The sequence below is a fragment of the Streptomyces sp. CT34 genome (assembly GCF_000805335.1).
Taxonomy (GTDB): domain Bacteria; phylum Actinomycetota; class Actinomycetes; order Streptomycetales; family Streptomycetaceae; genus Streptomyces.
This window is the reverse complement of the sequence record NZ_KN708638.1, coordinates 7,024,161-7,040,247: the sequence shown is the minus strand read 5'-3', so window position 1 is coordinate 7,040,247 and position 16,087 is coordinate 7,024,161. Positions and strand designations below refer to the sequence as shown.

17 protein-coding genes and 2 pseudogenes are annotated in these 16,087 nt (G+C 68.3%); 11 read left to right on the top strand and 8 right to left on the bottom strand.

Annotation, left to right across the window (positions count from 1 at the left end; translation table 11 throughout):
- Positions 1-516 precede the first annotated feature (516 nt).
- A complete protein-coding gene (locus RZ84_RS30755) occupies positions 517-1,011 on the top strand; it encodes a phage terminase large subunit family protein (RefSeq protein ID WP_043267601.1) in 495 nt (164 codons plus the stop codon).
- 70 nt (positions 1,012-1,081) lie between these two features.
- Here the strand turns inward: RZ84_RS30755 and RZ84_RS30750 are convergent, their stop codons facing one another.
- Positions 1,082-1,573 (bottom strand): hypothetical protein, encoded by a 492-nt coding sequence (locus tag RZ84_RS30750; RefSeq protein ID WP_241777939.1) that lies wholly within the window; start codon positions 1,571-1,573, stop codon positions 1,082-1,084.
- Positions 1,574-1,650: 77 nt separating this feature from the next.
- Positions 1,651-2,181, bottom strand: a complete 531-nt coding sequence (locus tag RZ84_RS30745; RefSeq protein ID WP_241777938.1) for a hypothetical protein — start codon at positions 2,179-2,181, stop codon at positions 1,651-1,653.
- A gap of 484 nt (positions 2,182-2,665) precedes the next feature.
- Between RZ84_RS30745 and RZ84_RS30740 the strand changes: the two genes are divergently transcribed.
- The 5 genes from RZ84_RS30740 to RZ84_RS30725 all read left to right on the top strand — a co-directional run bounded on the left by RZ84_RS30740 (position 2,666) and on the right by RZ84_RS30725 (position 6,610).
- Positions 2,666-4,222: a hypothetical protein gene (locus RZ84_RS30740; protein WP_043267600.1), complete on the top strand. Its 1,557-nt coding sequence runs from the start codon at positions 2,666-2,668 to the stop codon at positions 4,220-4,222.
- A 246-nt stretch (positions 4,223-4,468) separates the two neighbouring features.
- The gene (locus RZ84_RS37355) at positions 4,469-4,690 is read left to right on the top strand and encodes a hypothetical protein (RefSeq protein ID WP_078894374.1); all 222 of its coding nucleotides are present in this window, start codon (positions 4,469-4,471) and stop codon (positions 4,688-4,690) included.
- A gap of 194 nt (positions 4,691-4,884) precedes the next feature.
- Entirely contained in the window at positions 4,885-5,139 is a 255-nt protein-coding gene (locus RZ84_RS30735) for an RNA recognition motif domain-containing protein (RefSeq protein ID WP_043267598.1), read from the top strand.
- 857 nt (positions 5,140-5,996) lie between these two features.
- A complete protein-coding gene (locus RZ84_RS30730) occupies positions 5,997-6,275 on the top strand; it encodes a hypothetical protein (protein WP_198540076.1) in 279 nt (92 codons plus the stop codon).
- Between the two features lie 5 nt (positions 6,276-6,280).
- Positions 6,281-6,610, top strand: coding sequence for a hypothetical protein (locus tag RZ84_RS30725; RefSeq protein ID WP_043271317.1), 330 nt, complete (start codon positions 6,281-6,283; stop codon positions 6,608-6,610).
- A gap of 559 nt (positions 6,611-7,169) precedes the next feature.
- On the opposite strand, the gene RZ84_RS30720 is transcribed toward RZ84_RS30725, so the two are convergent.
- Positions 7,170-7,883 carry a hypothetical protein gene (locus tag RZ84_RS30720; RefSeq protein ID WP_052230263.1) on the bottom strand — a complete coding sequence of 238 codons (714 nt, stop codon included), beginning with the start codon at positions 7,881-7,883 and terminating at the stop codon, positions 7,170-7,172.
- 180 nt (positions 7,884-8,063) lie between these two features.
- On the opposite strand from RZ84_RS30720, the gene RZ84_RS30715 reads away from it, so the two are divergent.
- On the top strand, positions 8,064-8,474 hold the full coding sequence (locus RZ84_RS30715) for a PPOX class F420-dependent oxidoreductase (RefSeq protein ID WP_043267595.1): 411 nt from the start codon (positions 8,064-8,066) through the stop codon (positions 8,472-8,474).
- A gap of 349 nt (positions 8,475-8,823) precedes the next feature.
- Here the strand turns inward: RZ84_RS30715 and RZ84_RS41945 are convergent, their stop codons facing one another.
- The gene (locus RZ84_RS41945) at positions 8,824-9,186 is read right to left on the bottom strand and encodes a hypothetical protein (protein WP_043267593.1); all 363 of its coding nucleotides are present in this window, start codon (positions 9,184-9,186) and stop codon (positions 8,824-8,826) included.
- Between the two features lie 240 nt (positions 9,187-9,426).
- Here RZ84_RS41945 and RZ84_RS30705 point away from each other — a divergent pair, with 240 nt between their 5' ends.
- The 3 genes and pseudogenes from RZ84_RS30705 to RZ84_RS42535 form a co-directional block, all read left to right on the top strand.
- Positions 9,427-10,107: a DinB family protein gene (locus RZ84_RS30705; RefSeq protein ID WP_241777937.1), complete on the top strand. Its 681-nt coding sequence runs from the start codon at positions 9,427-9,429 to the stop codon at positions 10,105-10,107.
- Positions 10,108-10,653: 546 nt separating this feature from the next.
- Positions 10,654-11,484: pseudogene (locus tag RZ84_RS35315) on the top strand (RNA repair domain-containing protein); the annotation flags it as partial.
- A 180-nt stretch (positions 11,485-11,664) separates the two neighbouring features.
- Positions 11,665-12,096, top strand: a pseudogene (locus tag RZ84_RS42535) (SpoIIE family protein phosphatase); the annotation flags it as partial.
- A gap of 96 nt (positions 12,097-12,192) precedes the next feature.
- Here the strand turns inward: RZ84_RS42535 and RZ84_RS30695 are convergent.
- The 4 genes from RZ84_RS30695 to RZ84_RS30680 all read right to left on the bottom strand — a co-directional run bounded on the left by RZ84_RS30695 (position 12,193) and on the right by RZ84_RS30680 (position 14,908).
- Entirely contained in the window at positions 12,193-12,633 is a 441-nt protein-coding gene (locus RZ84_RS30695) for a GNAT family protein (protein WP_198540075.1), read from the bottom strand.
- An 85-nt stretch (positions 12,634-12,718) separates the two neighbouring features.
- Entirely contained in the window at positions 12,719-13,174 is a 456-nt protein-coding gene (locus tag RZ84_RS30690) for a PaaI family thioesterase (RefSeq protein WP_043267591.1), read from the bottom strand.
- Positions 13,175-13,286: 112 nt separating this feature from the next.
- Entirely contained in the window at positions 13,287-14,090 is an 804-nt protein-coding gene (locus tag RZ84_RS30685) for an enoyl-CoA hydratase/isomerase family protein (RefSeq protein WP_043267589.1), read from the bottom strand.
- Positions 14,087-14,908, bottom strand: a complete 822-nt coding sequence (locus RZ84_RS30680) for an enoyl-CoA hydratase/isomerase family protein (RefSeq protein ID WP_043267587.1) — start codon at positions 14,906-14,908, stop codon at positions 14,087-14,089. Before RZ84_RS30680 ends, RZ84_RS30685 begins: the two co-directional genes overlap by 4 nt.
- 190 nt (positions 14,909-15,098) lie before the next feature.
- Between RZ84_RS30680 and RZ84_RS30675 the strand changes: the two genes are divergently transcribed.
- Positions 15,099-15,452, top strand: a complete 354-nt coding sequence (locus RZ84_RS30675; protein ID WP_043267585.1) for a winged helix-turn-helix transcriptional regulator — start codon at positions 15,099-15,101, stop codon at positions 15,450-15,452.
- Positions 15,453-16,087 lie beyond the last annotated feature (635 nt).

The window sequence follows — 16,087 nt, the reverse complement described above, 5'->3', positions numbered from 1 at the left end:
CCGACACCGCCCCCGCCGCTACGCCCGCTACCGCGCTTCGGCTCGGCCAATTGCTTGGCCGACTGGATGGGATGACACGGCGGATCGCTTCGGTGAGAACGGTCATATGGCGTCACGGGGGACGCCCCCCCCACAAGAACTCCTCCTCAAGTGACAGGCACCCATGACATTTGTCCTGCCGAACCGGGGACGATCGAACCTGCAGGCGCGGCGCCCTGGCGTGAAGAATGGCTTTCGTCCTGAGGACGAACGAGACCATGAACTGTGACGCCACGTGGCGCAGATCACTTCACAGGACCGCACGTCCGCACTCCGGGAGCCCGCCCCCGGCGGGCGCAGGCCGCCTTGGCGTTTACTCAGTAGCGAGACTGCCCTGGACTCCGCGGCAGCAGTCGGCGACGACCGCTCCAGTAGCGCACTCGGGCTCTGCTGGCTGACGCCATCCTCTTGGCCCGTACCCTTCTGCCTGAATGCAGCTGGGAGTCGGTGGCGCGTGGGGAGAAGGAAGGCTAACCGGTGCATGGCCGGAATGTCGTCGATCCCTGGGAGCGCCAGAGGCATGAATCTCCGCAGGCGTTCGAGGCGTTCGCCGCGTACCGCGATCTGGGCCCCGCGCGGAGTATCACGAAGCGGGCCGCGGAGCTGTATCACGAGCACCGGGCGGACTGTGTGGTCATCGAGGCGAACAACGGCGGTGATTACCTGCCGGCGCTGCTGGAGCAGGTGGATCCGACGGTGAACTGGCGGATCGTGCATGCAACGCGAGGGAAGCGGGCGCGGGCAGCTCCGGTGGCGCAGCTGTATGAGCAGGCTCGGGTGCATCACGTCGGGGCGGCGCGGGTGTTCGCGGAGCTGGAGGAGCAGATGACGACCTTCGTCGGCCAGGGCGAGACAGAGGACTCGCCGGACCTGCTGGACTCGGCGGTGTGGGCGCTGTGGGATCTGTTCCTGGATCCGGCGATGCCTCCTCCGCGCCGCGGGGAAGATCACCGGCTGAGTGGCCGTCGGTGAGTCGGCTGGACATGCCTTCGGGGAGGTGGCCTCGGACCATTCCCTCGTCGGTCTGATCAAGCCTCGCCGGTCATGCCTTGTTGTCGCGTCGGTTCTTACGGTCTTCCATGTGGTTGATCACGAGGTTGGCCAAGGCGACCAGGAGGGTCGCGAGTAGGGCTGGAAGCCAGGGGTGTTGGACGCGGAGCCCGGGTGTGAAGGTTTCGACGAAGATGGCGGCCAGGAAGGTTGTCGCTGCGGAGATGAGCATCTCCGCTCCGCGTTTGGTCTTGTCGGTAGCGGCTGCCAGGCGCATCAGAAGCCGCGCTGGGTAGGCAATCACGCCTGCGAGGAGACCGCACGGCAGGAGCAGCAGGCATGCCCACACGAGGGTTGCCGCGCTGTCGGTTTCGATCAGGCTGCGCGCTGCGAAGGCGATGGCCAGGATGCCTGCCAGGAATACCACGGCTATGACGGTGAGTACGCCGAGTCCGAGGCCGGCCATACCGAAGGCGGCGAGCACCTTCTCCCGGAGAGACAGGGAGGCCCAAGTGGGTTCATCGTCGGGCGGTTGAGGGGGCATAGTGCCCTCCTTCGTGCACGGGAAGAGGGACGGGCGGCATCTGGACGGGCCGGATGCCGCCCGCGACGTCAACGGTGTCAGAGGGCGATCATCATGATGGCCTTGGCGATGTCATAGGCGACATCGGTGGGGACACCGGCCTTGACCATGGCGATGGCCAGCGCGGTCTCGCTCCAGCCTTCCACGTCCTCGATCGCGTCGGCGATCTTGCCGCCGTTACGGGAGATGAAGGCACCGCTCTTCTTGCTGACCTTGCCGACGATCTTCCCTGCCCAGGCGCCGCCATGACGGAGGCCGGCGACAATCAGCTTGCGCACGATCGTGCCCATGCCCAGCGCGCGCTTGCTGCGCTTGTGGGCGTCGGGATTCTCAAGCTGCTTCGCGTAGTCCTCGAATTCCCGGATCTGATTGGCGTCGGCGCCGTCGGCGCGCATGCGGGAGATGAGGTCGCGGACATCCTCGGCGGTCGGCTGCAGCGACTCGGCCGCCTGCGAGTTGGCCGCGAGGTCGCGGTGGGCTTCGGCTGCGCTGGCAGCGGGCGCGGCAACGCCGAGGGCTACGGCGGTGAGAGCGGTCGCGGCTGCTATTCGGATGTGGTTGTGCTTCACGTACACTTTCCCCTTGCAAGTGGGGGGGAGAGGGCATACGGGTACGCCGCTTGGCGTGGAAACTGAACGGCCCCCGTTCCTTCTCCCTCTGGTTTTCCTAGATGCCCGGATTAGTCAGGTCGGGCGGTGAGATGTGACGTTAACGCACATCTAAAGCAAGATTCAAAACAGTTGACAGCGAATCAGATCACGGTCATGGCGGGATTTTAGGGCATGTCCGATACGGTCGCCAAAGTTTCCTCATTCACTTTCCTTTTCTTGGTCAAGTTCGCTCCGGGATTCAATTAGTTGGTGGCGGATGACTGCCATCGGCTGGCCGCCTTCCCCCCATTACCACCGGCGAGGTCAGGGTGCGCCCCGGGCTGGCCGGGCGAAGGCATGAGATTCCGCTTCGTGCTGGTGCCGCCGAGCCGTCTCTCAAAGCCCCCTCCACAGGCAGCGGCTAAGGTTGCTGGCGGCGCGGGGCCGACTTTCTGGAGTGGATGTGGGCCTGCGCCAGTTCGTTATCGATGCCTGGTCGTGGCTGAACTACAAGCCGGTGATGGCCGATGTCTCCCGGCCAGGGAATTGGGCCTTTCCGGAGCTGGCGTCGTCGTGGTTGCCGCCGCAGGAGATGCGCAGGCTCGCCGCCTACAAGGTGCTGGCGGCGTACGACAACAACCAGGCCGGACAGTTGGCAGCTGACGCCGATTCCGCAGCGGAGCGCCGGGAGTTGGGAGACGCCTCAAAGGTCGTGGACACGGCGCTGGGGTACCTCCTGGGGTCGGAGCAGAAAGTCTCTGTGGAGGGCGCCGAGCACGCCGCGAGCGAGGTGCCGAAGCCGGGGGCGGCGGAGGCCGCCGCGATGCAGGAGCGGCTTCGGCAGTGGGCAACCAAAGAGCAGCTGACACTGCGGATCCAGCAGGCGGAACGGTCAGCTGTGCTGCTGGGCGACAGCGTCTACGCGCTGGCGTGGGACCCGGAGAAGCAGCGGCCGACGCTTCGGGTGTACGACCCGGGCTTCTACTTCCCGCAGTGGGACGACGACCAGGACCAGGACTACCCGAGCAGGGTGCATCTGGCGTGGGAGCTGCCGGAGGATCCCGAGACCGGTTTGAAGGCGCGGGTTCGGCGGGTGACGTACGAGCTGGGGCCGATCTCCGAGGACGACGCGAGCGTGGTGCGGGAGTACCCGTGGGAGCCGGGACGGCCGTCGCGGATGACGTGCTTCTTGACGGACGCGGAGTGGCTGCTGGAGGACCTGGGGCGGGGCCAGACGCTGGACCGGTTGCCGATGGACAAGGCCGCCTTCCGGGTACGGCCTGACGGCACAGAGTTGAAGCGGCTCGACTTGTGGATCGACTTCGTGCCGGTCATCCACATCGCGAACACGATCCCGCACGGCGGTGAACACTGGGGTCAGCCGGTCATCGCGAAGGTGCTCCAGGGCCTGGACGAGCTGGCGGCCACCGATTCGGACAGTGCGGCGGCGTCGGCGACGACGGGGACGCCGATCATCGGGCTGGCGGGCGCGCGGCTGCCGGTGGACCGCGCGACAGGCAGGCCGGTGCAGCTGACGGTGGAGGCCGGCGCGGTGTGGCAGCTCGGGGACTCCGGGCGAATGGATGCCCTGGACACCTCGCCGCAGCTGGCCGAACTCCGTGCGCGGGTGGAGCACTTGCTGGACCGCATCGCGTCCAACTCGCGTATCACGGCTGCCGGGTTGGGGACGCTGGATGCCTCGCAGGTACCGTCGGGGTACGCGCTGAAGCTGGCCCTCGGGCCGCTGGATGCGCTGGTGGGGGCGATGCGGCTGGCCAGGGAGCACAAGTACCAGCTGCTGCTGAAGATGGTGCAGCGGCTGTACCAGGCCGGGCGCGCCCTGGGATGGCCGATGGGGCAGTCGCTTCCTGCGCGGCTGGTGTGGGCACCCCATACGCCCAACGACCGGGCGGCGGTGTTGGACGAGGTCACCCAGGCGTACGGGGCGGGGGTGCTGTCGCTGGAGACGTCGGTGGGGATGCTGATGGACGCGGGCTACCCCGATCAAGGACGCCGCTGAGGAGGTGGCGCGTATCCGGTCGGCCACGGTGCAGGACCAGCAGCAGGCCGCGCTCCCGACCATGGCGCCAGGAGCGGACGGCGGCAATCAAGGAGCTGGAGGCGCGGCGATCACTGCCGATCAAGGGCCACGTCGGTTTGGGTTCACGACACCGCCAGGGAGGTAGGGCCGGACCCGAGGTCCGGAGGGCGCGCCGTTTGGCCCTCTTCGGATGCGAGCGGGGCTGTGGGGGTTGAGCGTGGAGGTATGGCTGATGCTCCGATCGTCGTGCATCCGCCGTCGCCGACTGGCGGGCGGCGCGTCACAGCCGACGGACAGCCCCTTGGCGTGGCGCGAAACGTGGCTGATCTGCTCGAATTCCTGCGGCGCGCCGGTCTTGATCCGGATGATGTGCAGCTGGCCGACCCCAACTTGATCGAATGGCGTGGTGGGGGCCGGATGTGTGGGCGTGAGTTGATCAACGTGTGAGTGGCTGGCCTGGGGTCTGTCCGACGGATTCCGGGTTCCTGACCCCTCGTACGCGCCCTGGGACCTGCCCGGCATGTCGTACGGTTGTGCCCTGTTCGGCTCTTACCGGCTGGCCCGCTATGTGTCCCCTTGGGACTCTTGGTTCCGGCCCGACGACCTGTCCGGCCGCCACCGATAGCGAGGGAGAACCGGCCATGGCGAATCGGCTGTACGTCGGCAACTTGAGCTTTGACACCACGGAAGACGACCTTTATCGACTCTTCGGACGGATCGGCGAGGTAGACAGCGCCCAGGTCTTGACGGATCGCGGGACGAACAGGTCCAGGGGCTTCGGCTTCGTCGATATGAGCGACCGGCAGGCGGCGAAGAAGGCCGTTGCCCAGCTCCAAGGGGCCAAGCTGAAGGGCAGGGCGATCAGCGTCAGCGAAACCCGCCCCATGCCGGCCTAACCTGTCCGACGCGTCTCCTGCGACCCATCGGACGCTCCCAAGCCGCGGGTGTGGGTGGCTACACTGGCCCTGGCGTGGGGGCACGCACCGGAGGAGACGTATGGCCCGGCCCCTACCCATCTCTGACTCGTCGGAGGATGAGTCGCATGAGCAGCTGGATGCTGCGGAATCCCCTGAGCAGGAGCAGCAGGTCACCGTTACTCAGGACCGCCTGGGCAAGCTGCTGACGCGGGAGAAGTCCCAGGGCGAACGCGCAGCCATCAAGCGCCTGTTGGCGACCTTGGGATTCGACTCCCCCAAGGCTTTGACGGAGTTCGTCACCTCGCAGCGCGAGGCTGAACAGGCCGCGTTGTCGGAGGTCGAGCGTCGGGAACAGGCCACTGCGGAGCGGGAGTTGCAGGCTGCTCGTCGTGGGGAGCTGGCCGCCGAGCGGGAGCGAGCGGCACTGCGGCGCGCGGCCCTGGTGGCGTTGGGTGCGTCGGGCGAGGATCTGGTGGACGCGGAGCGGCTGCTGACCACCGATGATGACGACGCGGACGAGGCGCAGATTCAGTCGGCGGCCGAGGCGCTGCGGGCCCGGCGGCCGGAGCTGTTCGGTGACGTCCGGGCCCGGTGCCGGCGGCTCCCGGTGGGGCTCCGGCGGGGCGGGGCCCGTCGCGTACGCTTCCGGCGCGGAACCCGGGCGCGGCAGGGCTGGAGATGGCCCGTCGTCGCGGTCTGCTGCCGGAGTCCGACGACGCCCGCTGAGCTACAGGCCGCAGAGGGTGGGGACCACGCCCCTTCGACTTCGTGGACAGCATCGCCTCGGATGGGCGGTGCGCGGAAGGCAACCGCATTCGTCCATGGAGTTACGCAACATGTCCATTCAGCCTGTTTCGAAGTCCGAGCACCTGATCGCCAACCGCGAGTGGCTGGCGTCCCTGCACGGCACCGACTCGACCGACACGATCACCCTCGACCTGGAGCTGTTCTCCGAGGGTGTGCACTACCAGTGCGGTGAGTGCGACCAGCCCTACGGCCGGGTGCTGTCGGGTGTGCCGGTCGGCAAGGTCTCCGAGTCGGGCCTGTACGGCCCGTACGACCCGGAGTCAGCGAACCCGCATGGCTCCGGGCCGTGCCCCGCGTTGAGGATGTGAAGCCGGTGGACGAGTTCCAACGCTCGTGGCTGCTCGCACAACTCGGCCCCGACACCGACCCAGCCGACCTGGAACGGCGCTTCTTCCGGCTCGGGTCAGTACGTGCGGTCGCACTGGAGGTCCTGGGCGAGCGGCGCGCGAAGCTGCTCGCGGACCCGTTGAGGGTCACCGTCGATGGCGTGGTGACCATGGACTTGCAGGAGAACCTGCACGGCATCGAGCGGCAGATCGACCAGGTCAGCCAGGCCCCCTCCCCCGACGAGCCCGACGGGGAAGACGGAGGCGACAACGTACTGGCCACGACGTGGATGACACCCGCTCGCCACTACCGGTAGGCGATCAGGCGGCGCGTGCTGGGAGCCGGTCGCGCCACTGCTCAAGGGCGTCGGTCGCCTGCCGCAGGTCGCGGATCAGCTTGTCGATGGTCGGCACGGTGGCAGCCGGTGCCACCTGGGTCCGACACCGCACCGGCCCGCCCGTAACCGCCACCAGTTGAACCGCAGGCTGCGGGCCACCTGCCCACGTTCCGACACTCTTCGGGCACGGTCACGGGACCGGAAAGGGCCACCGACAGAGTGGCCGTCGCTGTACCCAGCGACGGCCGAGCGTTCACGCAGGTTGAACCGCTGCTGTCGGCCGGGCAGCCGCGGCGGTGGGGTGCACCGGCTACCGGGTGAGCCGGCGGGTCATCAAGGAGATGGCAGCGAGGGTGAGCATCGCCTCAGTTTCTAGACGGGCGGTGCCTGGATGCCGACGGGGTTGACAAAGGTGGCCGGATGGGTGGCGCCGTCTTGGTTAGCGAGCTGGCCTCAGGGCCACTCGAATGCTTCCGTCACTGCGGCGGTGGAGCTGGCCCCGCCGGAGGTGGCTCCACCGCCGCAGCCGGGCGGGCATCTACTCGTGGGCGCTGATCACACCGCCGGCACTGAGCACGATGTGTACGCCATTGGCATCGAGCCCGGCGTCGTGCTGGTTCGCCTCCAGGGTGGCGTCCACCGAGCCCTCGTTGCCGAGGATCTGCGCGCGGTACCGCAGCTCGCCGATCTTCGTGACCTTGGCCGTCAAACCGCCCGCGAGCTTGAAGGTGCCCGGTCCCTGGTGTCCGCCGCCCATCCAGGAGTGGACCTGGCCGCCCAGCGTGAGCGTGACGAACATGTCGTTGGCGTCGAGCCCGGCGTCGTGCTGGTTCGTCTCCAGCGTGCCCAACACCTGACCGCTGTGGACGATCTTGGCGCGGTAGTGCTGGGCGCCGAGCTCGTAGATCTCGGCCTTGCTGCCGTCCGCCAGGTGCTGGGTGCGGGTCGGGGATGCCATCTTGGCCGTGGCGGCGTGCGAGTTGCCCGACCGCTTGCCCGCAGCGCCCGCCTTGGTGTCGGCCTTGGCACCGGGGCGCGCCTCAGCATCGGAGCCCTGCGCTCCCGCGGAGGAGCCCGCGCCGCCGGACTCGGCGGCGGCCGTGCTCGTGTCCGTGTGGCCCGCGGACTTGGTGCCGGTGGCCTCCGAGCCGGAGCAGGCGGTCAGGGTGAGGGCAGCGGCTGCGGTCAGGGCCGCGGCGGCAACGCGCAGGGTGCGGCGACGCGCGGTGCGGACTGTGGTGCTGGAGCTCATTTCGGGTTCCCCGGGGCAGTCGGTGTCGTTGTTTCCTCGGTACGTCACCCACTCTGATCGGAGCCGCTATCGCGAGGCTGCCGCTCCGCTAACACCCGGCTAACAGTGCTGTGAGCAAGGGAAGGACGCAACCTCAGCAGCCTTGACCTCAATCACGCTTGAGCTTCTAGGGTCGGCTGCATGGTCTTCACTGAGAGGGAACACGAGTACCTCGCCGCCCAGCCGCTGGCCCGCCTGGCCACCTCCGGTCCCGACGGATGCCCGCAGGTCCGTCCGGTGGGCTTCCGGCTCAACGACGACGGCACCATCGACATCGGCGGGCCGACCATGGCCCGCAGCCGGAAATACCGCAACGTGCAGGCTCGCCCGGAAGTCTCCGTACTCGTGGACGACCTGGCCCCGGCCGACGACCCGGTCGCGGGCGGATGGGGGCGCGGCGTCGAGATCAGGGGCCGGGCCGAGGTGCTGACTGTCGATGTGCCTCCCGTGGCGCCTGATCACTTCAGCAGCGACATCATCCGAGTCCACCCCCGACGGGTCATCACCTGGAACCTGGAAGCACGCGGGACCACCGCCCGCGACATCGGCTGACAGGTACGGGGACGTAGTCCTGGGTGGGGCCTCCGGCCTCGTTCTCCGTGCCGAACTCGACGTGTGTAGGCCGACGGCCTACGTCCGGGGTGAGGTAGTCCTCGCTGCATGTGGGCCCGTTCAGGTGTAGGCCGGAGGAACCCGGGCAGGGGGTGGTGAAGAACGGATCACGAACAACGGGGTGAAGTCCATGCACGGCGGCGGAGGATTCAGCGGGGGCGGCCACCACGGGGGTGGATTTGGTGGGCACCATCACAGCGGTGGGGTGGGCCACCACGGCAACCACCACCATCACACCGGGGACTCGCCGGGCTTCGTCGGGATCCCCTTTTCCCGGCGTCGTGGGTCATCAGGCCATTCCACGGGAGTGGCCAAGCGCGCGATGCTGGCCTTCGGTGTGGTGTTGGTCGTGGGCATCATTCGGCTGCTGGCGGCCCACTAGAGCTGCCTGACGCGCTGCGCCCCCGTTTCCGAGCTTGATCGGAGTGGGGGCGCAGCGTTCGGAGGTGCCCGTTCGGATTGCATTCGTACAGCCAGATTCGGCCATGGGGTCGAGGCCGAAGTCGAAGGCGTCGAAGACGAGCCCGAAGGCGTCCAGGTAGGCGCGCACGCCCTTCGCCAGGCGTGCCGGGGTGTCGATGAGTGAGTACGACAGGGCGTCGTAGTGCCGACGCCAGTCCAGGCCCGGGGAGCCGTGGAACCCGGTGCCCAACCGACGCGATAGGCGGGCCCTCAACCTGTCCGCACACCGCCGAACCAGCCAAAACGGCCCGCCAGTTGAACTGGCGGGCGTTACGAAAGATCAAGGCTAAGAGGTTGTCTCACATGGGCAGGTTCCTGAGCTCCTTGCAGCAGGTCGGGGCGGACCATAGCTGACCATGGCTCCGCCAGTCGTTGCGGACCACGTACGGGATCTTGAGACCACGAGCAGCCCATGTCAGGCTCGTGCCGCATGATCGATGAGTTCGCGAAAGACAACCTGCACAAGAGACTGCGGCGGGACCGTGAGGCGCTGCTCTGGAAGCTCGATGGCTTGTCCGAATACGACGCGCGCCGGCCTCTGACAGCGACCGGGACCAACCTCCTCGGCCTGGTCAAACACGTGGCCACGGTCGAGGCCAGGTACTTCGGTGAGGTCTTCGATCGCCCTTCTCCGGAACCGCTGTGCCGGTGGCAGGACTCCGACGGCAGCGATCAATGGGCGGCCGAGGACGAGACGCGCGATCAGATCATCGGGTTCTACCGGCGCGCGTGGGAGCACTCGGACGCGACGATCAACGAGCTTGCCCTCGATGCCCCTGGCCACGTGCCCTGGTGGTCGGAGCCTTATCCGAACACGAACCTGTTCGCCATCATGGTCCATGTCCTCGGCGAGACCATCCGGCATGCCGGGCACGCCGACATCCTGCGTGAGGGCGTCGACGGCCGGACCGGGGTGCGCGCCGAGAACGAGCAGCCGATCGACGAGGAAGCCCGTGCCGCCTACTGCGCGAAGATCGAGCAGGCCGCCATCTGCTTTCCCGAGCCCGGATCGCCGAGCTTGTCGAAGCAGCCGGCTACACAGCAGACGTTCTCCGCACCACCCCGGGAGGGAAGGAGAACCGGTTGTACCGGGTGCTCGGGCTGCGTATGACGTACCAGCCCGCGAAACGCGTCATGCGGGCCGGGATTGCTCCCGACCCGCATGACGTTGGCCAGTGGTCAGTGTCCGAGGGGTGAGTTGCACCATACACACATGCCGGTGATGCGGGGCGAATTGCAGCTGGCGTAGCCGTGCACGGCCGGCACATGTCTACCGCGTGCCGCACAGGAAGCTCTCTCCTTTCCGCAAGTTACTACTCTGCAGGTGCGCGGGTACATAGCCCGTCCGCGAAGGCACGTGCCGTGGATACGGGCAGACAGCGCCCGACATGGAATTCGATGAGGCCGGAAGGTGGTCCGCGGTATCCACGCTCAGCGTTCGAACCGGTGCGTCTCGACGACGGCCGGACCAGGGTTCCCCCGACGCCGACACTCGACGGCGTCATTGACGCCGAGTTGACCGAGAACTCGTCTCGACGTACGCCGGCGCCATCACGCACCGCACCTGATGCGTCACGGTGCGAGCGGAACAACGGTCGAAGACCGAGCAGGCGGCACCTGGAGGAAGAGAAGGCGTGAAGGCGGGAGAGGGGGCGTGATGCGAACCAGCGACGAGATCTATCACCGTGTCTGCTGGGACCCACGGTTCGACCCGGCCCGGTTCGTGCTGGGGATCAGCCAGCGCAGGGATGCCGTCAAACGCATCCCGCTGCCTTCCTTTGTACCCGGGGGCCGACATCCCGTGGCACCGGGTGATGTTCATCGAGGCGGACGGCGAGGTGGTCTGGGACCGGGGCACCGGTGTGGACCGCATCGAAGCGTCGGGGGCCGGCCAGGCGCTTGCCCCACAAGCGGACCCGAGCTTCGCCAGGAGCGAGCCCGCCGGCGTCCTCCATGTGTCCCCGACGGCCCGCACGGCGGTGGCCTGGATCCCGCCTGCGGAGCTGTGGCCGCCGATCCAGGACATCTGCCGGGATTACGATCCGCAGATCCACCGCTGGCCACCGCATGTCAATGTGCTCTTCGGCTTCGTGCCGGAGTCCGACTTCGAGCGGGCGGCCCCGTCGCTCGCCGCAGCGACGGCCGAGACGCCGGTCTTCACCGCCCGGCTGGACGGGGTACGCACCTTCCAACAGAGGGCGTACGTCATCGTGTGGCTCGACCCGACGGCGGCCGGCGAACACCGTGGGCGGATCTGCACCGCGTACTGCGGCAGCGGTTCCCGCGCTGTCGTGGGCCCGCAAAGAACTTCACCCCACATCTGTCCCTGGGCCGGACCCGGGATCCGCGGCGAGTCACCGCACACTGCGCCACCCGGCTCGACGCCATGACGGCGACGGTCTGGGAACTCGTCCTGCTCTGACGCAGGGGCGACGGGCCGATGGGGGCACGGGCCACGGTCGCCCTGCGCTCGGGCGAGGTCCGCTGGCTGCCCGCGCTCGGCCCCCAAGCGCCGGGCCCGGAGGACACGGCATGGCTCTCCGAGATCACCGACGGGTGAGGTCATAGCCAGGTGGGGCAGAACGCTGTCCGCTGAGGCGGCGGATCTTGCCGTGGCCTGGGCGGTGCCGCAGGTCTTGTCCTGCAGCGGCACCACCCGCCAGGGCAACCCGGCTCCACCGCCGCCCTCTGTACGGACGGCCTGGTCGAACGCAGCGGCGGGAACATCGACGAAGGCATGGCCGTACCGGAGCGTGCTCTCGCTGATACTCAGGCACTCCCGACGTCTCCTGCGACCGGGTCATACGGACCCGGCATTGACGCCGATCACGGCGACGACGTCACTGTGATGGTCCTTCAACCTCCTACCCGCACCGGTGCGGACGCCGAGCCCTTCCACGACGCAGCCCCACGTGCCTCGGGCTGCGCCGCACCAACCGCCGACTGATCGTCGAGGTGACGGATGGGGACCACCTGCCGCGTCGGCGGCGGTGCCGGGCCGGCCGACGAGACCGGCCGCGGCATCTCGGTCGTCGACACGATTGCCTCGTCGTGGGGATCACGCCGCACCCCGGGCGGAGGAAAGGCCGTCTGGTGCGAACTGTCCTCGGATGCCTGGCACAGGGCATCCCGACACCAGAGCTTCTTTCGGATCTTGCCGACAGGCTTTCGCCATGGACGAGGCGCTGTCGGGCGGTCAGGGCTGGTGGGGTGCGGTATGCCGTTGCCTACGGGCGCAGGACGCCATGGAGTCCGTAGCGCCGTATGGTCGGTGGCCGGGGAACGGCATCATGTGCTTGGCGGGCACCCGCCTGCTGGACTCCTCTGCTCCGGCCCGCCGTTGGTAGAGCGCACCTGACCGACGGTGCGGCAGATCGACGGTCCGCACCTTCTCGAACCCCTGGGCCTCGTAGTAGCGGCCCAGGTCGGCGTTGGTCTTCCACACATCAACACGGAGCCAGCGCTTGCCGATCCTTTCCGCTTCACGCGAGGCCCAGTCGAGCATCGTGCTCCCCAGGGGAGCGCCTCTGCTGCTGGGACGGGTGATCAGTCGGTGCGCATAGAGAGCCTCGTCGGGGGCATCGGCCGGTACCCAGAATTCGGGATCGGCGAACCCGTCAGTGGTGATCGTCCCCAAGTAGCGGCGCCGTCGAGCAGCACACAGCCCCGCGCCGAGGCCCAGCCGGGAAGTCGCCTCCCGGCTGGGCTGTGAACGCGGGACCTCAGGGATGGAAGATCATGCAGGTGGTGGTGGCGTGGGCGATCAGCTTGCGCTGGGCGTCCAGCACCTTGCCTTCGGCCGTGGCCGTGCGGCGGCCCGTGTGGATGACGGTGCCTCGGGCGGTCAGTTTCCCGGCGTCCAGGGGCACGGCGCGGATGTAGTTCACCTTGAGTTCGAGGGTGGTGTAGCCGACGCGTGGCGGGAGGGTGGTGTGGACGGCGCAGCCCATCACCGAGTCGAGCAGGGTGGCGGCGATGCCGCCGTGCACCGTGCCGAGCGGGTTGGCGTAATCGGGCCTGGTGTTCAGGGACATGACGACGCGGCCCTCTTCCACCTCGTCGATCTCCATCCCCAACAGACGCCCTATGGAGGGGATATCGGGCTGCTCCTGTTGCTTCTTCTGTGCCCAGCACAGGAATTCCAGTCCGGACATGGCGGCGGTGTCGGCGGGTGGCATGGCGGGTCGTCTCCTCGTTCAGGGGTTGACGGTGTCCTCAGGAAGTGACGGTGATCCCGGGGAGTGACGATGACCTCGGGGAGTGACGGTGGATGTGCGGGGCGATCGGGCGTCAGAGTTCGCCGAGGAAGCGGGCGTGGTCGAGCTCGGCCGGGCTGCGGGTCTGGCTGCCGAGTTCGAGCAGGCGACGGAGTCGGGCCTGGGTCTGTGGGCGGGCCAGGGCGAGCTTGGTCTGTCGCCATTCCTCGGCCAGTCCGTCGCTGTCGGGCAGGGTGATCGGGTCGACCATGCCTTTTGCGGCGGCGACGGCGTCGGGTGGGAAGGAGGCGATCCGGCGGGCGAGGCGGTCGACGAAGGCGTCCAGTTCGGCATCGGGCAGGGCGCGGTTGATCCAGCCGTAACGCTCGGCGAGTGCGGCGTCGAAGTCCTCGGAGCCCAGGAGGATTTCCAGGGCACGCGCCCGGCCGGCCAGGGCGGGGAGTCGCTGGGTGCCGCCGGCCCCGAGCACCATGCCGACCGCGACCTCGGGCTGGCAGAAGACCGCCCGCTCGGCGGAGGCGAACCGCAGATCGCAGGCGAGGACGATCTCGCTGCCCACACCACGGGTCCGTCCCGCGATCTGGGCGATCGAGACCTTGGGCAGGGAACTCAGCCGCTCCAGTACGGCCCAGAACGGCGGGTCCTCGGGCCAGTCCGCCTCGGAGTCGGACATATCCGCGTGAGCGATGAAGAAGTCGGGGTCGGCGCTGTCGAACACGATCACCCGGACCGCGTCGTCGTCTGCGACCTGGTCGATGAACCGGGTCAGCTCGGCGCCCATCGCGAGGGTGGCCAGGTTGATCGGAGGGTTGTCGAAGGTGACCCGGGCCACGTCGTCCTGCACCCGGACCCGCAGGGTGTCGAATGCGTAGGTCATGGCTTGTCCCAGCGCTGTTCGGTGACGTAGCGGGCGAGTTCCAGCTCGACCGGTCCGGGGCGCTGCAATCCGAGCTGCATCAGACGGCCCACCCGGGAGGCGGTTTCGGGGCGGGTGGTGGCGGCGCGGAAGATGCGGTTCTCCTCGGCCAGCGCCTGGTCGCCGGGCAGGGTGATCGGGTCGACCATTCCCTTTGCGGCGGCGACGGCTTCGGGTGGGAAAGAGGCGATCCGACGGGCGAGGTGGTCGACGAAGGCGTCCAGTTCGGCGTCGGGCAGGGCTCGGTTGATCCAGCCGTAACGCTCGGCAAGTGCGGCGTCGAAGTCCTCGGCACCGAGAATGATCTCCAGGGCGCGGGCCCGGCCGGCCAGGGCGGGGAGCCGCTGGGTGCCGCCGCCTCCAGGGATCAGACCCACGCTCACCTCGGGCTGCCCGAGGACGGCCCGCTCGGCGGAGGCGAACCGCATATCGCAGGCCAGGGCGATTTCGCTGCCCGCGCCGCGGGCCCGTCCGGCGATCTTGGCGATCGAGACCTTCGGCAGTGCCGCCAGCCGCTGGAGCACCCGCGGCAGGGACGGCAGGTCGCGCGGAAGGGCCTCGCCCACGGCGGTCAGGTCCCAGTGCGCGAGGAAGAACTCCGGGTGGGCGCTGTCCAGGACGATGACCCGCACCGCCGCGTCGTCGGCGGCCTCGTCCACCAGGCGGTCCAGGTCGAAGACCATCGCCGGATCGACGAGGTTGATCTCCGGGTTGTCGAAGGTGGCCCACAGGACGCCGTCGGCGACCCGGGTACGCAGCGTTGTCAGTTCGTATCCCATGCCCCGCTCCTCTCCTCTCCCCCCTCCACTAACTATCCATTTGATAGCTACTGATTCCAGGATAGCCGTGTGTGGCGGGTGTGCAAGCAGGGCGGCCGTCCGTACGGCTCCATGCCATCCGCTATCCGGTAGATAGTTACTCTCGGAGGAGGGGGCGCAGGAGAAACAGGGAGAAAGGAGGGGGTGCAGCATGGACGACGCACTGCGTCCTTACTGCCCGTACTACGCCAAGGCCGTCGAGATGATCGGACGCCGCTGGGCGGGTGCGGTGCTACGCGCGCTCCTGGCCGGCTCCGCCCGCTTCAACGAGATCGCCGCCGCGGTCCCCGGCATGACCGACAAACTCCTCTCCCAGCGACTGAAGGACCTGGAGGCAGACGGGCTGATCACGCGACGGGTTCACGGCACCACCCCCGTGCGGATCGAGTACGCTCTCACCGACAAGGGCGCCGCCCTGGGGCAGGTACTCCTCGCCCTCAACCGCTGGGCCGTCGAGTGGATCGAACTCCCCGAGGAGGCCGAGCGCCCGGCCCGGTCCAGCTGACCTTCAGCCCGGCCGGATGTGCGGGACTTCGCCGCCGCCCTCGGGGTACGCGCGCGGGGCGATGGGCGCGAGCGCACCGAAATGACGCTGGACTACCTCGGCGGCCTCCAGACGCCGGCCCTCGCGTACATCTGACCGATGAGCTGGACGCCCTGCGGCATGCCGTCCGCGAACCCGATGGACACGCTCACCGTGGGCACACCGACAAGGGAGGTCACGGTGCACAGGGCTCCCACCAGCATCATCCGGGCAGGGCTCTTGGCGTCGGTGTCGTCGGGCAGCAGTTGGGGGAGGTGTGAGCGGTGGAATCGCTGGTGAGTTGGACCGGTACCCCACGGATCACGCCGCTCACCGCCGAATTGGGGCTGTCGCGGACATAGGTACAGATCAGGGTTATGTCGCGCGGATGCGGTGTCCGGGATGGCCTGCGGTGAGAAGGTCGCCCCAGGCCCAGCAGACGATGGGGAATCCCAGAGCGTCCAGGGCAAGGCGAGCGGTCTCCACGCCGGAGGGTTGGGTACCGGTCGCCTCGGCTAACAGGTCCGCGACGTAGTGGAGGCCAGTGCCGACGAGGGCGTACCACGCACGGCTCTGACTGAACGTGGCGTTGTGCGCTGGGGGAAGGCGTAAGCAGG

Coding starts and splice junctions, on each gene's coding strand:
- RZ84_RS30715 (WP_043267595.1), top strand. CDS start 8,064: ATGGTCTTCACTGAGAGGGAACACGAGTACCTCGCCGCCCAGCCGCTG.
- RZ84_RS30685 (WP_043267589.1), bottom strand. CDS start 14,090: ATGACCTACGCATTCGACACCCTGCGGGTCCGGGTGCAGGACGACGTG.
- RZ84_RS30730 (WP_198540076.1), top strand. CDS start 5,997: ATGTCCATTCAGCCTGTTTCGAAGTCCGAGCACCTGATCGCCAACCGC.
- RZ84_RS30675 (WP_043267585.1), top strand. CDS start 15,099: ATGGACGACGCACTGCGTCCTTACTGCCCGTACTACGCCAAGGCCGTC.
- RZ84_RS30705 (WP_241777937.1), top strand. CDS start 9,427: ATGATCGATGAGTTCGCGAAAGACAACCTGCACAAGAGACTGCGGCGG.
- RZ84_RS30680 (WP_043267587.1), bottom strand. CDS start 14,908: ATGGGATACGAACTGACAACGCTGCGTACCCGGGTCGCCGACGGCGTC.
- RZ84_RS30750 (WP_241777939.1), bottom strand. CDS start 1,573: ATGCCCCCTCAACCGCCCGACGATGAACCCACTTGGGCCTCCCTGTCT.
- RZ84_RS30690 (WP_043267591.1), bottom strand. CDS start 13,174: ATGCCACCCGCCGACACCGCCGCCATGTCCGGACTGGAATTCCTGTGC.
- RZ84_RS30735 (WP_043267598.1), top strand. CDS start 4,885: ATGGCGAATCGGCTGTACGTCGGCAACTTGAGCTTTGACACCACGGAA.
- RZ84_RS30720 (WP_052230263.1), bottom strand. CDS start 7,883: ATGAGCTCCAGCACCACAGTCCGCACCGCGCGTCGCCGCACCCTGCGC.
- RZ84_RS37355 (WP_078894374.1), top strand. CDS start 4,469: ATGGCTGATGCTCCGATCGTCGTGCATCCGCCGTCGCCGACTGGCGGG.